The organism is Nonomuraea soli, from assembly GCF_013761175.1.
GTDB lineage: Bacteria > Actinomycetota > Actinomycetes > Streptosporangiales > Streptosporangiaceae > Nonomuraea > Nonomuraea soli.
In genome coordinates, this window is record NZ_JACDUR010000007.1 from 411462 (window position 1) to 425056 (window position 13595).

Consider the following 13595-nt stretch of genomic DNA (forward strand, 5'->3'; position numbering starts at 1 on the left):
AACGGGTGCGAGCCAATCCCGGCGAGGGCGTGCGGCTGCGCGAGGAGATCCTGGTGGCCGCGGAGGGCCTGCTGGCCGAGGCCGGCACGGAGGAGGCGCTGACCCTCCGGGCGGTGGCCGCGCGCACCGGGGTGTCGACCCCCTCGGTGTACATGCACTTCGCCAACAAGGACGAGCTGATCGAGGCCGTCTGCCTGCGCTCGTGGGACGAACTGGCCAGGCGCATCAGGAGCGTCGAGGACCCCGACCCCTTCCAGCGGCTCGGCCGCTGCGGCAGGGCCTACGCGGGGTTCGCCCTCGAATACCCGACCCAGTACCGCGTCCTGATGATGCGCCCGACCGACAACCCGGCCGCTCACGCCTGCTTCGAGCTGATGGCCGCCGCCGTGCGCGACTGCGTCGACGCAGGGGTGCTGCGCGGCCATCCCGGCCGGATCACCCTGGGCCTGTGGGCGGCGATCCACGGCTGCGTCTCCCTGCTGATCGCCCAGCCGGGCTTCCCGTGGCCCGACGTGGACGACTTCGTCGACCAGGTGGTCCGTACGGCAGGCCTGGGCAGCGCCGTCTACAGCAGGGTGCACAAGGCGCCGCTGGTGCCGAGTGGGAAACTGGCGCAGACGTTCGACGCCGCCTGCCGTACGATCAGATCCGATGTCGAACACACTAGCGATCAGTGAGCGCGACGCCCGGCGGATGGCGATCAACGCGCAGCACCTGGCGGGCCCCGTGCCCGACCTCCACCAGGTGCTCGGCAGCCTGCGCTGCCTGCAGCTCGACCCGATAGACGTGGTCGCCAGGAGCCACCAGACGGTGCTCTGGAGCCGGCTGAACACCCGGATCGACCTCGACGAGCTGATCTATCGCGACCAGGTGCTGTTCGAGTACTGGGCGCACGCCGCCTCGATCGTGCTCACCGAGGACCTGCCGATCCACCACTACCTCATGCGGCGCTATCCGGGCCCGAAGTCCGCCGAGGGCAAACGTGTCGCCGCCTGGCTCGAGGCCAACGGCAGGCTGCGAACGAGGATCCTCGAAGAGCTGGCCGAAAAGGGCCCGCTGCCCAGCCGGGCGATCGAGGACGAAGCGGAGCGGGCCTGGCGCTCCAGCGGCTGGACCGAGGGCCGCAACGTCGAGCGCATGCTCGACATCCTGCTCATCCAGGGCCACGTCAGGGTCGCGGGGCGCAGGGGCAGAGCCAGGTTGTGGGGCTTGACGCGCTGGCCGGAGTTCGAGCCCCTGTCCGACCGGGAGGTGACCAGGCAGGCCGCGGGCAGGGCGCTCAAGGCGCTCGGGGTCGGCCGGCAGCGTGACGTCTTCGACCACTTCACCAGGGGCAGGTACCCCGACCTGGCCGAGGTCCTGGAGACCTCGCCCGAGATCCGCAAGGCCACGGTCGGCGGCGAGGAGGGCTGGTACGTTCACGAAGACTCCCTCGACCAGCCGCAATGGCAGCCGAGGGAGGCGACGATCCTGTCGCCGTTCGACAACCTGATCTGCGACAGGAACAGGACCGAGCGCCTGTGGGGCTTCGTCTTCCGCAACGAGATGTACGTCCCCAAGGCCAAGCGGCAGTACGGCTACTACGTGATGCCGGTCCTGGCCGGCGACGAGCTGGTCGGCCGGATCGCCCCCCGCGCCGACCGGAAGGCCGGCAGGCTCCTCCTCGAAGGCGTCTACACCGACCACGACGTGACCAGGGCGCTCGAAAGCCTGGAGGCCTTCGCGCTAGGTAGATCGTTTGGGGATTCCGTGAGCCTCTGATTACTCTCCGCGCTAGTGTCTGCACGGTCCGTATCCGCTAGCCCGGAGGTCCGTGCTTCGTGTCTTCCCCTCAGGTGATCTTCCTGGGCGGCCTGGGCCGTAGCGGCACCACGCTGCTCGAGCGGCTCCTGGGCCAGCTGCCCGGTGTCGCGCCACTCGGTGAGGTGGTGCACCTGTGGGCGCGTGGCGTGCTGGCGGGCGAGCCTTGCGGGTGCGGCGCGCCCTTCGCCGAGTGCCGTTTCTGGCACGAGGTGGGCGAGCTGGCCTTCGAGGGCTGGACCCCGCAGGTCGCGCGGACCGTTCTCGCCCTGCGTCAGCGGGTCGACAGGACCCGGCGCATCCCCTTCGTCGACCACCGCGACCTGGGCCGGTACGTCCACGCCTACCGAGCGGTCTACGAGGCGGCGGCGGAGGTCGCGGGAGCCGACGTCGTCATCGACTCCAGCAAGCACGCCTCGCTCGCCTTCTGCCTGATGGCCGGGGGCGTCGACGTCCGCGTGGTGCACGTGGTGCGCGACCCGCGCGCGGTCGCCCACTCCTGGCGGCGCACCGTCGAGCGCCCCGAGGACGGCCGGCCGATGACCCGCTGGGGCGCGCTGCGCACCAGCATGCACTGGACCGCCCAGAACCTCGCGCTCGACCTGTTCGCCGGGGCCGGGCGCATCACCAGGGTGCGCTACGAAGACCTGCTCGCCGACCCGCGCACCACGCTCACGCGCCTGGCCGGCGAGCTCGACCTGGAGCCGGACTTCGGCTTCCTCAGGGGCTCGACGGCGATGCTGCAGCCCAGGCACACCGTCTCGGGCAACCCGATGCGCTTCGCCGTCGGCCCCGTCGAGCTCTCGCGTGACGACGCCTGGCACGACGGCCTGCCCAGGCGGCACCAGACCCTGGTGGCCGGGCTCACCTGGCCGCTGATGTCCAAGTACGGTTACCGGGGAGCTGCCGCGTGAATCCAAGTGTCGGTGTGGTGATCCCCACCACCGGAGACCGTCCCGAGCAGCTGAAGCGGGCGCTGCGCGCGGTGCTGGAGCAGGGTTACGACGGCGAGCTGCAGATCGTGGTCGCCGTCGACGGCGCCGACGAGCGCAAGGTCGCCGAGGACGTCGCCGAGGTCCTGGTGCCCGAGCACCCCGAGGCGCGCACGCATCAGGTTCAGGTGCTGGCCAACCGGCTCAGCCCCGGCCTGCCCGGCACCCGCAACTCCGGCATCTCCGCGCTGCCCACCGAGCTGATCGCCTTCTGCGACGACGACGACGAGTGGCTGCCGGGCAAGCTGGCCGCCCAGGTGAAGCAGCTCAAGCGCAGCGGCGCCGAGTTCGTCAGCTGCGCGATCGAGGTGGCGTACGGCACGCGCCGCATCGCCCGCCTGGCCGGCACCGACACCATCACCCAGGACGACCTCGTGCGCTCGCGCATGGTGATGGTGCACTCCTCGACCTTCCTGTTCAGGCGCGGCACGCTGTGGGCCGACGAGAGTGCCCCCGGCGGCCAGAACGAGGACTGGGACCTGGCCCTGCGCGCCGCCAAGCGCCAGCCGATCGTCCACGTCGACCGTCCGCTCGTGCGCGTGCACTGGGGCAGATCCCACTACGTCACCCGCTGGGCCGACCGAATCGCCGGGCTCGAGTGGATGCTCGCCCGGCACCCCGAACTGGCCGTAGATCCGCGCGGCGCGGCGCGGATCTACGGTCAACTGGCCTTCCACCACGCCGCGCTGGGCCACCGGCGTACGGCGCTGCGTCTGGCCGGGCGCACCCTGGCGTCCCACGCCGGCGAGCCGCGCGCGCCTCTCGCGCTCGCCGTGGCCGCCGGGCTCGTGCCCGCGCAGACCGTGCTGTCGCTCCTGCACGGCGTGGGGAGGGGCATATGACGCCCGAGGTGCAGGCTGTCTCGATCCCGCGGCAGCGCACTCCCGCACCCGAGCGGTCATCAGGAGCCGGGGGGCGGGTGGTCGTCGCGGGGGTGGCGATCGACCCGCTCACCGAGACGCAGGTGGTCGAGCACGTCATGAAGGCGCTGGCGGGCGGCAGGGGCGGTCACGTCATCACCCCCAACGTCGACATCTGCCGGGCGGTCGCCAAGGACGCCTCGCTGCGCAAGCTTGTCAGGCGCGCCGAACTGGTCGTGGCCGACGGCATGCCCCTGGTGTGGGCGTCCAGGCTCAAGGACAGGCCGCTGCCCGAGCGGGTGACGGGCGCCGACCTGATCTGGTCGCTGAGCAAGGCGTCCGCGCGCGAAGGTCACCCCATCTACCTGCTGGGCGGCCCGCCGGGCGTGGCGGCCCAGGCGGCCGAGCAGCTGACCGCCTATCACCCGAAGCTGAAGGTGTGCGGCTTCGACGCTCCGCCGTACGGCTTCGAGACCACCGTCGACGGCGTGGCCAGGGTGCGCAGGCGGCTGGCCACCGCCAGGCCGCGCGTGGTCTTCGTCGGGCTCGGCTTCCCCAAGCAGGACCTGCTGATCGCGCAGCTGCGCGACGCGCATCCGGAGACGTGGTTCGTGGGCTGCGGGGCGGCGATCTCGTTCGCGGCCGGCGTGCAGTCGCGCGCGCCGCAGTGGATGCAGGACTCCGGGCTGGAGTGGCTGTTCCGTCTGGCCTGCGAGCCCGGCAGGCTGGCGCGCCGCTACCTGGTCAACGACCTGCCGTTCATGACGGCCTACCTGGCACGGTGCGCGTGGCGGCGCTACGCTCGCCGTTCATGAGCGACGTCGCCCGGATCTCCCGCACGATCGCCGCCCCGCCGTCCGAGGTCTTCGCCGACTGGGTGAGCAAGAGCAGGCTCGAGAGCTGGTTGTGGCCGGAGCCACTGGTGCAGATCAACCCGGTGGTGGGCGGATATTTCCATTTCAAGGACACGATGTACGGCATCGCGGCCGAGGGCATGTTCGAGGAGGTCGTCCCCGCCAAACGCCTGGCCTTCACCTGGCGCTGGATCGAGGACGAGAGCACCTCGGCCGTCGTGGTGAGCTTCGACGACAACGGCGACGGCAGCACCACCGTGACCGTCGCCCACACCGGAGCCCCGCACGAGCGTGTGCACCACGAGGAGGGCTGGGCCTCCTGCCTTGACCGGCTGGAGGCCCAGCACCGCTAGGACGCGGGCCCGACCCTGATGGTGGTGGCCCTGCCGCGGTCGGCCTCCGACACCACCTCGATCCGCGTGTTGGTGTCCGGCGGCCTGACCCCGAGCGACGGGGAGGTGCTGTACCAGTAGACGCCCGCGTGGTCGTCGAAGGCCGGCACCGCGGGGCTGCTCGGGAAGACCGTGAGCGCCCCGTCCTTGTGCAGCGCCACCCGGTCGGTCGGCCTCAGCCCGAAGGTCGCGTCGAACACCTGGACCCGCCCGCCGACCAGGGTGTTGTCCTTCCACTGCAGCGGCACCGCGCGGGCGTCGATCGGCAGGATCATGCCCTCGCCCGGGTGGTTCTGGGTGTTGTTGTCGCTGTAGAAGGTGTCCCACAGCCAGACGAGCACGCCGTCCTGGTAGGGGAAGCGCTCGAAGATCTCCCGGCGGTTCGGGTCGTTGCGGAAGCCCGCGCTGTAGGGGCCGGTGCGAAGGTGTTCGCCGTAGCCGACGTAGCGGCGGTTCTCCACCAGGTAGGCGCGCGGGTGGTCCTTGACGCCGACCTTGCCCGACCGGCTGAAGCCCACCGCGGTCCAGCCGTTGTCGCCGCTCTCCACGTCGTCCTCGAAGACGCCGGGGAGCTTGATCGCGTCGATCAGGAAGCCGTTCTCGATGGTGTTGGTGTCGGTGAAGTAGCGCAGGCGGAACTGCACCTTCTTACCGGCGTAGGCGTTGAGGTCGAGGGCCAGGTCGGCCCAGTCGGAGTGGCCGGTGATGCCCGCGCCGATCGGGACACCGCCGACGGTGCCCGCGACCGGCTTCCACTGCGTGCCGTCCTCGGAGACCTCGGGGTAGAGGTAGTCGAAGTCCTGCTCGATGCGGTACCAGACCTTGGCCGTCAACGTGGCCGAGGCGACTCCTGTGAGGTCGAGTTCGCGGGTGAGCGTCTGGTTGAGGTAGTCGCCCTTGCCGCTCCACCACTGGTAGGCGCCCTGCGCGGGGTCGGTCAGCTCGGTGCTGTCGCGATGCGGCGGCAGGTTGACCAGGACGGCCTGCGGGTTGGCGGTGTTGTAGGAGCTCACGCCCAGGGTGTGGGTGGAGGCGGTGGCGGCCGCCGCCGTCTCGTACGACAGCCAGCCCAGCCGCAGCTTGCTCCAGGCGTCGAGGTCGCCGGGGTATTCGCCCAGCGGGCCGTTCCTCCTGGCCAGGTACGAGGCGTCGGACATGAGCGACCAGAACTTCACGCTGTTGTCGCCGCCGTAGAGGTCGGGCAGGCCCAGGTCGTGGCCGTACTCATGGGCGATGAGGCCCAGGCCGCTGTTCTCGCCGGCGGTGAGGAACTTGCCGACCCAGACGCCGGTGTCGCCGATCTGGACGCCGCCCTGCAGGTTGCCGGCCGGTCCTGAGACGCCGCGCTGGTTCCAGAACGCGTCGTGGCTGACCGCCCAGAGGGCGTCCTCGCCCTGGGCGCCGCCGCCCCAGGTCTCGTCGACGCCCGCGTGGATGACCTGGAACCGGTCGAGGTAGCCGTCGGGCTCGTCGAAGTTCCCGTCGTTGTCGTAGTCGTTGCGGTCCCAGACGTCGAAGGTCCTCAGCTCGGCGGCGATGGCCTCCTTGCTGCGGCCCTTGGCCCGCTCGGCGTCGTACCAGGCGGTGACCGAGTCCTTCACGAAGTCGAACAGCGGCAGGTCGCAGTCGAGGCCGCCGGCGCAGCGCGGGCTGCCGTAGCGCGCCTCGTTGTAGGGCACCGTGACCCAGTCGCTGACCTTGCCCTCGATGTCGTAGCGTCCGGCGGACTGCAGGCCGTAGTAGCTCTTCAGTGAGTTGCCGCGGCCGAAGTAGAGGTCCTGGTAGTAGGCGCGGTCGAAGTCCTTGCGCCACAGGGTGTGGTTGTCGTAGCTCGCCCTGGGCCGGGGGATCTGGTTGTGGCGCGGCCCGGGCGTGCCGCCGTAGCGGATCTGGCCCTCGTGCAGGGTGGTGTTGTCGATCTTGTCGCCGAACTCGGCGAGGACCGTGAAGATGCGGTCGGTGCGCTCCAGCGCCAGCTCGACGTAATCCTTGCCGACCTTCGCTTTGCCGGAGGCGGACCGGCCGCGGGCCTGGGGGCTCTGGTCGAGCAGTTGCTGCATCGCCTGGGTGCGGGCGGCCCGCTCCTCGGCGGCGATGGGGTTGACGATGTCGTCGGGGTGCCGGCCTTCGCCGGAGGGTGCGGGAGGGGGTGGGCTCGCGTGGACGGCGCCTGGTGTGAGGGCCAGGGTCAGGCCGGCCACCAGCGCGAGGGCTAACGCACGCATGGAGGTCCTTCCGAGTGCCATGTGCAATGTCACACACTCTAAGCGGAAGGTGATCGCGTGATCAAACCCTCAATTCGCCGCACCTCCTCCGGAGTCAACCCCTTCCGGGCGTTGCGGAGCGCCAGGCGGGAATCCATCCGGCGGAAGCCGGTCTTCGAGAGACCGGCCCAGGAGAAGCCGGGGCCCGTCGAATCCCCGGCGGTGCAGGCTCGCGTGATGTGGCGCTCCGCCCTGCCGCTCCAGGTCAGCCCCGCGTATCCGTACAGGTCGCGGAAGCCGGCGACGGGATCGTCGGCCAGGGACTCGTAGGTGACGACCCGGATGCCCGGCGTCGACATCAGGACCTCGCGCGCGAAGCGCCACAACGCGGCCGCCTTCGCGATGCGGTCCTGCGACCCGACCAGCGGGCGCAGCTCCAGCACCGACGGATGATCGCGGACCAGGGCCGGCTGCTCCAGCAGCTCGTGGAAGTACACCGTCCAGCCCAGGCGCTGCCAGCTGGCCACGAAGGAGACCGGGTCGCGCAACAGCGCGATCACCCGGCAGCCCAGCCGCTCGGCGAACCATCGCACCGACAACACGGCGAACGGGTCGTCGAGCAGCGCCCTGCGGCCGGTCGCCCTGCCGTACAGGAAGGCCGAGCCGTAGCGCGCCATGCGGGCCAGGTCGTACGGCGAGCGGTTGGCCCGCAGCTCGGCCATGAACCGGTAACGCAGCGCCGCCGTGTCGCGGAAGGCGGGCAACCACGAGTCGTCCAGGTACTGGAACCGATGGGTCACCTGCTTGCGCAGCACTCCCGGGCAGCGGCCGGGCGGGTGCTGCGGGTTGAGCGGCTCGTTGACGTAGACGAGCTCGCCCGAGGCGGCCAGCATCTTGCCCGTCCAGCTGGTTCCGCTGCGCGGCAGCCCCGTGACCAGGATCGGGGCGCTCACGCCGTCGCCCAGGATCGCGGGCGGAAGGTGTGGCGGCCGAACGGGCGCAGGCCGTGGCGCTGGTGCAGCTGCCACAGCGGGAGCAGGTTCTTCACGATCACGCCGCCCGACCAGCCGAGCGCCGCGCCGAGCGCGCCGTGCGACGGGATGAGCAGCAGGTCGAGCAGGACGGTCACGCCGAGCGCCACCAGCAGGTTCACCAGGCTGGAGGTGGTGTGCCCGGCGGCGGTGAGCACGACGTCGACCATGCCGCACGCGGTGGCGATCATCATGGTCGCCGAGAGCACGATCGCGATCGGCACCGCCGAGCCGTACTCCATCCCGAAGATCTTCAGCAGCCAGGGCGCGACCAGCGCGTACCCCAGCCAGACCGGCCAGGTCAGCAGCACCAGCCACACGGTGGTGGTCTGGTAGAGCTCGCGGGCCCTGACGAGGTCGCCGCAGGCGAGGGCCTGGATCAGCCGCGGCTGGGCCGCCTGGGCCAGGCCCTGGTTGGCCAGCTGCCCGACGACCTTGAACCGCGTCGCCGCGGTGTAGACCGCCGCCTGCGCGGGCCCGCCGAGCACGGCCACGATCACGATGTCGAGCCGCTGGAAGACCGCCTGCACCGCCCCGGCCAGGCTGCGCGGCGCGGTGTACCTCCACAGGTCACGTCCGGTGCCCGGCAGGTAGGGCGTGTACGGCAGGCGCCCGCGCAGCGCCAGCGCCGCCCCGGCCAGCACCAGCACGTACGGCAGCGCCCAGGCGGCGGGCAGCCAGGCGGCTCCCGCCCAGAGGGCGGCGCCCACCAGGGCAAGCTGCGCGACCGGCAGCAGCACGCCGTCGTAGAGCACCGTGGGACGCATGAGGCCGAAACCGCGGGTGGCCGCCAGCAGGATGTCGGCGGCGACCATGACAGGCACCGCCAGGGCCAGCACCCCCAGCAGCGGCTCCAGGACGATGCCCGCGACGACGGCCAGCAGGACCGAGGGCACCAGCGCCGCCTGGAGATAGCCGGACATGCCGCGATAGCCGTACGTACGGGACCGGGCGATGAAGAAGATCAGCCCGTTCCCCGCGTCGAGCCGCGCCACCCCCGCGACCATGAGCGCCAGCGCGATCGCCGTGAAGAACGAGCCCGCCTGCTCCAGCGGCGCCGATCGGGTGACCACGACCACCACGAGGAACTGCGCGAGCGCGCTGACCGCCGCGCCCGCGATGCCGGCCAGGCCCGCCCTGGCTAGCGCCATGACGGATCCCCGTCGAGCCAGGGCACCAGCTGCGTGTCGTACACCTCGAAGTGGTCGAGCAGGCTCTGGCGCAACGTCTCGGGCATCGGGTGCGGCCGCGGCCGGCCGTTGTGGCGTTCGAAGACCGGATCGTCCATGCGCGGCACGCCCAGGAACTCCAGCAGCCGCTCGTAGACACGCTCCGGCTGGGAGAAGAAGCGGTGGCTGTCGATGACGTGGATGCGGTCGCGGCCGAACAGCGGCTCCAGACGGTCGAGCTGCTCGGCGTAACGTCCGCGCGCCAGGTAGGCGTGGTGGCGGTGGGAGTGGTGCAGGCTGTACGGCTCGGCGCGCAGCCGCTCCTCGGCTCCCGCCAGGCGCTTGTCCTCCAGCTCGATCGCGTACTCGAAGTTCGACTCCGTCTCGAAGCCCCTGGCCAGCTCGTGGGCGTGGGCGGAGAAGGCCCGCTCGACGGGGTCGCGCACCAGCACGATCAGCTTCACCCCCGGCAGGTCGCGCACGATGCGCTCACCGGCCAGCGGATGGAACAGGTAGTAGGGCGAGGACTCGAAAGCCTGCGGGCGGGTGCCGTACCTGCGCTTGAGCAGCGCGGACCCGACGGTGAGCGGGAAGTGGCCGCGATACCAGTCGAGACCGCGGTCGTAGGCCGCGTCGAAGTAGTGCACGCCCTTGTGCATCACGGGCTTGGCCAGCAGCGGGTGCTGGGCCAGCGCCCGGTAGAGCGAGGTCGTGCCGCATCGTTGCGCGCCCACGATCAGGAAGGACGGCAGCACCCGCCCGGCGGAGGTGAGTCGTCCGGCGGCTCTGGAGACCGACAGCACCGAGCGCTTCATGGCGTTCAAACGAGCAACTCCTGATGATCGACGAGCGGGTTGAGCCAGCGCTCAGGCGGGCCGAGCGGCTCGTGACCGTCGGCCGCGTGCCGGTCGGCCAGCGTGATGAGGTAACCGATCGCGGCCTGCTTGGCCTCGGCCACCGACAGCCCGAACGGTTCGAGCGCACCGGGGGCCTGGGCCAGGCAGGCACGCGCCGCCGTCGCCGGGTCCATCCGGCGCAGGCAGCGGTTGAACAGGTGGTGGAGGGCGTCGAAGCCGAGGGGCACGCCGAGCGCGTAGCGTTCCCAGTCCCACACCAGCAGCCGTCCGTCGCCGGTGGGGGCGATGTTCCAGGGCGACAGGTCGCCGTGCCAGGCGCCGGGCCCGGTCCCGGCGATCTCCTCGACCGCGGCGGCCAGCAGGTCGCCGCCGACGGGCGCGTGCCTGATCGGCAGGGGCGACAGGACCAGCACCTCGTGGTCGTGCCAGGAGCCGTGATGCAGCACCGATGGCGTCACGACCGTCTTCAGCGGCAGGTCGGCGAGCTTGGCGAGCGTCGCGGCCTCGTGGGCGACCAGCTCGCGGGTGTGCGGCGTCTCGCCGATCTTGACGAAGGCGACCCGCTGGGAGCCGTCGTAGGCTTCCAGGATGGGCTTGCGGTTGGCCCTTTTCGCCGGCCGTACATGCATGACGACCCTGATGGAGGTGCCGAACACCTCGCTCAGGTAGCTCTCGATCGACCCCTCGACCTCGAGCGTCACCTGCGGGCCGAGCACCGCGTGCCACCAGCGGCGCGGGGCGAGCCTGCGGGGGAGTACGGCATGCGGCAGCAGGGAGTAGGCGCGCTCGTCCCCTGGGCCGGGGTAGAGCAGGCTGATCGTCTGCCGCAGGTAGCGCAGGCGGATACGGGCGTCTTTAATCATGCGCCTGATTCCTCCAAAGGAGGGCGAAGGAGATGAGATACAGGCTCAGCGGAGTGACCAGGCCGTCGTAGACGAACATGTAGAGCAGCACGAGCAGCATGACGAGCACGCCCGCCAGGCCGATCGGGCTGCGGTCGGTCCAGTACCGCCGGATCGCGCCCAGGAAGAACGCGACATACAGGGCAGCACCGGTGAAGCCCTGAGTGATGAGCAGGTGCCACAACTGGCCGTCGCTGCCGAGCGGCGGATGCGAGCAGTCGGGGCACCAGGTGGTCTTGCCGGTGGTGATCGAGCGGTGGTTGCCCAGCGCGTTGCGGGTGTTGCCGTAACCGATCACCGCTGAGTGCGCCGCCGCCTGGATGGTCCTGGAGACCGTGAAGCCGCGGATGTCGTTGCTGTGCGGGTTGTCCAGCCGCTGGCCGACCAGGCTCGCCAGCGGGCTCAGCATGAACACCGCCGCCCCGATCGACGCCGCCGCGACCAGCGCCAGCCGGGTGCGGCCGACGCGGACGATCAGATAGACGACCGCCAGGCCCAGGCCGATCCACAGGCCGCGGTTGAGGGAGTAGACGACGGGGACGGAGGCCAGCGCGCACATCGCGATCGCCGCGCTCCTGCGCCGCCGCCCGCCGTACACCCACCAGCCGACCACGAACCAGACCAGCAGCACCGACAGGTTGCTGCCCCACGCGTTGGCCCACTCGAACGGCGCCTCGGGACGCGGCATCGCGTAGCCCAGCACCTTCTGGGTCTGCGCGGCCGTCGGGTGGATGAGGTTCTGCACGAACGAGTTGCCGCTGATCCAGCCGGGCAGGAGCCGCTCCACCGGCGAGGTGAACTGCAGCGTGGGCATCAGGATGCCCAGCAGGCCGCCGGCCACCGTGGTGACGAACAGCACGCCCAGCATGCGGACCAGGCGCAGCTGGGGAAGCTCGTCCTCGGTGAGGTTGCCCAGGTAGAGCACCATGATCAGGAGGGCGGTGTAGAGCGACAGGCGCATCAGGTAGCCGACGACCCGGCCGGCGCCGAGGTCCCCGTAGGTGCCCGGGGGCATCTCGTCAAGCATGAGCGCGCTGATCAGGTAGCCGGCCAGCAGGAGCATCCACAGGCCGAAGCCCTTGGGCAGCTTGATCGGGCGGCGCTTCCACAGGATCCAGGCCATCGGTACGGCGAGCACCACGACGGACAGACCGCCGAAACCCAGCGCCCACCAGACGGGATAGCCGACGAGCAGCGCCGCGATCGGCCAGGCCGGGCCCCTCACGGGGAGTCCGGTACCACGGGGATCGGGACCGTTTCGAGTGCCTTGGGCGCGCTGTCCACCTGCGCCGGCGAGGCGCCATGCGCCACGACTCCGACGACCGATACCCGGTGCCTCTGCAGATGCCGTACGGCTGCCGCCACCTGCTGCGAGGTCGCCTGGCGCAGCGTGATGAGCAGGATCGCCGCGTCCGCCCTGGACAGGTCGCGCACGTCCGAGCCGTCGAGCAGCGCCAGCTCGACAGGGAGCGGCTCGTGGGGCCGGTTCGGCACCGCCCTGACCAGGAGCCGCTGGTCCGGGCACGAGGCGACCAGGCTGGAGGTCAGGTCGTGCAGGTCGACGTCGCCCGTGAAGTCGGCCAGCACCGGCAGCCCGGTCAGGCGCTCCACGTCGGCCGCGGTGCGCAGCCGCGTGTCGAGCCGGTCGCGCAGGTAGGCGGTGCCCACCCCGGCCAGCAGCCCGGCCATGAGTCCCGTGCCCAGCAGCATCGGGATGCTGGGGGAGCTGGGCTCGGCCGGGGGCACGGCCTGGCTGATCACCGTGCCGGGGGTCACGGCGACCGTCTTGAGCGAGTCGTACTTGGCCGTCAGCGAGGCGGCCTGGCGGCTCAGGACGTTCTGGCGGTGGGTGGCGATCGTGCGCTCGGCGCTGCCCTTGGTGAGCTTCTCGATGTCCTCGACCACGTCGCCGAGGCTGCTGTTGACCTGCTTCAGCTTGGCGTAGAGCGTCTTGAGCCTGGCGGCCAGCTCCGCCTCGGCGGTCTCGGTGCGGTTGGCCAGGTAGGCGTCGGCGTAGGCCTTCGACTGCGCGGCGGCGGCCGCGGGGTCGCCGGTGGTGACCGCGATCGACAACACGGCCGAGTTGGGCGGGACGGTGATCGCGGGAGGTGCGATCGTCGTGCTGCCGGTCGCCTGGGCGGCCTTGGACCTGACCACGGCCGACTGGGCGATCTGGGCCTCGGTGTCGAGGTTGAGCGACTCGCGCTGGCGGGGTGTCACCTGGTTGTTCTGCTCCTGGACGCCGGTGGGGGCGACCAGGACCTGGGTGGTGGCCGTGTACTGGGGCGGGAGCAGGTAGCAGAGGGCTCCCGAGGTCATCACGCCGAGCAGCAGGCAGCCCGAGAAGAGCAGCTTGCGCCTGCGGAGGAGCGCGAGATGCTCGGCCAGATCGGTGCCCTGCGGCTGCGTCATGGAGGGACGGTCTCCGTACGGTGTGTTGTCGGATGGCGACTCTGGGTCACTATAGGGTGGACCGGCATTTCCCTGACTCAATACAGAAGATTTTCTCTGTCCTCCCACCTGGCTTGTCCCGA

The 13595-nt window shown here is 70.9% G+C and carries 13 protein-coding genes; 6 read left to right on the forward strand and 7 right to left on the reverse strand.

Translation table 11 applies throughout. From position 1 onward, the window contains the following. Nucleotides 1-5 precede the first annotated feature (5 nt). The 6 genes from HNR30_RS34500 to HNR30_RS34525 are packed head-to-tail and all read left to right on the forward strand — an operon-like array spanning nt 6 to nt 4859. A complete protein-coding gene (locus HNR30_RS34500; protein ID WP_220134313.1) occupies nt 6-677 on the forward strand; it encodes a TetR/AcrR family transcriptional regulator in 672 nt (223 codons plus the stop codon). After that, on the forward strand, nt 652-1761 hold the full coding sequence (locus HNR30_RS34505; RefSeq protein WP_181614292.1) for a DNA glycosylase AlkZ-like family protein: 1110 nt from the start codon (nt 652-654) through the stop codon (nt 1759-1761). Before HNR30_RS34500 ends, HNR30_RS34505 begins: the two co-directional genes overlap by 26 nt. A 59-nt stretch (nt 1762-1820) precedes the next feature. After that, a complete protein-coding gene (locus tag HNR30_RS34510; protein WP_181614293.1) occupies nt 1821-2714 on the forward strand; it encodes a sulfotransferase family protein in 894 nt (297 codons plus the stop codon). Further along, complete coding sequence (locus tag HNR30_RS34515) at nt 2711-3634, forward strand: glycosyltransferase family 2 protein (protein WP_181614294.1); 924 nt, start codon at nt 2711-2713, stop codon at nt 3632-3634. The genes HNR30_RS34510 and HNR30_RS34515 overlap by 4 nt, the downstream gene beginning before the upstream one ends. Further along, nucleotides 3631-4467 carry a WecB/TagA/CpsF family glycosyltransferase gene (locus HNR30_RS34520; protein WP_181614295.1) on the forward strand — a complete coding sequence of 279 codons (837 nt, stop codon included), beginning with the start codon at nt 3631-3633 and terminating at the stop codon, nt 4465-4467. Before HNR30_RS34515 ends, HNR30_RS34520 begins: the two co-directional genes overlap by 4 nt. Beyond that, nucleotides 4464-4859 carry an SRPBCC family protein gene (locus HNR30_RS34525; protein WP_181614296.1) on the forward strand — a complete coding sequence of 132 codons (396 nt, stop codon included), beginning with the start codon at nt 4464-4466 and terminating at the stop codon, nt 4857-4859. Before HNR30_RS34520 ends, HNR30_RS34525 begins: the two co-directional genes overlap by 4 nt. Here HNR30_RS34525 and HNR30_RS34530 read toward each other — a convergent pair. Genes HNR30_RS34530 through HNR30_RS34560 form a run of 7 tightly spaced genes read right to left on the reverse strand, consistent with a single transcriptional unit; the run spans nt 4856 to nt 13473 of the window. Then, nucleotides 4856-7123 carry an immune inhibitor A domain-containing protein gene (locus HNR30_RS34530; RefSeq protein WP_181614297.1) on the reverse strand — a complete coding sequence of 756 codons (2268 nt, stop codon included), beginning with the start codon at nt 7121-7123 and terminating at the stop codon, nt 4856-4858. The genes HNR30_RS34525 and HNR30_RS34530 overlap by 4 nt on opposite strands. A 38-nt stretch (nt 7124-7161) precedes the next feature. Continuing rightward, nucleotides 7162-8055 (reverse strand): sulfotransferase, encoded by an 894-nt coding sequence (locus HNR30_RS34535; RefSeq protein WP_181614298.1) that lies wholly within the window; start codon nt 8053-8055, stop codon nt 7162-7164. Further along, a complete protein-coding gene (locus HNR30_RS34540) occupies nt 8052-9284 on the reverse strand; it encodes a lipopolysaccharide biosynthesis protein (protein ID WP_181614299.1) in 1233 nt (410 codons plus the stop codon). The genes HNR30_RS34535 and HNR30_RS34540 overlap by 4 nt, the downstream gene beginning before the upstream one ends. Further along, nucleotides 9275-10117 carry a sulfotransferase family protein gene (locus HNR30_RS34545; RefSeq protein ID WP_181614621.1) on the reverse strand — a complete coding sequence of 281 codons (843 nt, stop codon included), beginning with the start codon at nt 10115-10117 and terminating at the stop codon, nt 9275-9277. Before HNR30_RS34545 ends, HNR30_RS34540 begins: the two co-directional genes overlap by 10 nt. Before the next feature lie 5 nt (nt 10118-10122). Next, a complete protein-coding gene (locus HNR30_RS34550) occupies nt 10123-11022 on the reverse strand; it encodes a protein kinase family protein (RefSeq protein WP_220134314.1) in 900 nt (299 codons plus the stop codon). Continuing rightward, nucleotides 11015-12286: a hypothetical protein gene (locus HNR30_RS34555; RefSeq protein ID WP_181614300.1), complete on the reverse strand. Its 1272-nt coding sequence runs from the start codon at nt 12284-12286 to the stop codon at nt 11015-11017. Before HNR30_RS34555 ends, HNR30_RS34550 begins: the two co-directional genes overlap by 8 nt. Beyond that, nucleotides 12283-13473, reverse strand: a complete 1191-nt coding sequence (locus HNR30_RS34560; protein ID WP_181614301.1) for a YveK family protein — start codon at nt 13471-13473, stop codon at nt 12283-12285. Before HNR30_RS34560 ends, HNR30_RS34555 begins: the two co-directional genes overlap by 4 nt. Nucleotides 13474-13595 lie beyond the last annotated feature (122 nt).

Bases quoted from the DNA above. Each gene is read 5' to 3' on its own strand.
- HNR30_RS34560 (WP_181614301.1), bottom strand. From the start codon at position 13,473: ATGACGCAGCCGCAGGGCACCGATCTGGCCGAGCATCTCGCGCTCCTC.
- HNR30_RS34550 (WP_220134314.1), bottom strand. From the start codon at position 11,022: ATGATTAAAGACGCCCGTATCCGCCTGCGCTACCTGCGGCAGACGATC.
- HNR30_RS34520 (WP_181614295.1), top strand. From the start codon at position 3,631: ATGACGCCCGAGGTGCAGGCTGTCTCGATCCCGCGGCAGCGCACTCCC.
- HNR30_RS34525 (WP_181614296.1), top strand. From the start codon at position 4,464: ATGAGCGACGTCGCCCGGATCTCCCGCACGATCGCCGCCCCGCCGTCC.
- HNR30_RS34545 (WP_181614621.1), bottom strand. From the start codon at position 10,117: ATGAAGCGCTCGGTGCTGTCGGTCTCCAGAGCCGCCGGACGACTCACC.
- HNR30_RS34530 (WP_181614297.1), bottom strand. From the start codon at position 7,123: ATGCGTGCGTTAGCCCTCGCGCTGGTGGCCGGCCTGACCCTGGCCCTC.
- HNR30_RS34540 (WP_181614299.1), bottom strand. From the start codon at position 9,284: ATGGCGCTAGCCAGGGCGGGCCTGGCCGGCATCGCGGGCGCGGCGGTC.
- HNR30_RS34505 (WP_181614292.1), top strand. From the start codon at position 652: ATGTCGAACACACTAGCGATCAGTGAGCGCGACGCCCGGCGGATGGCG.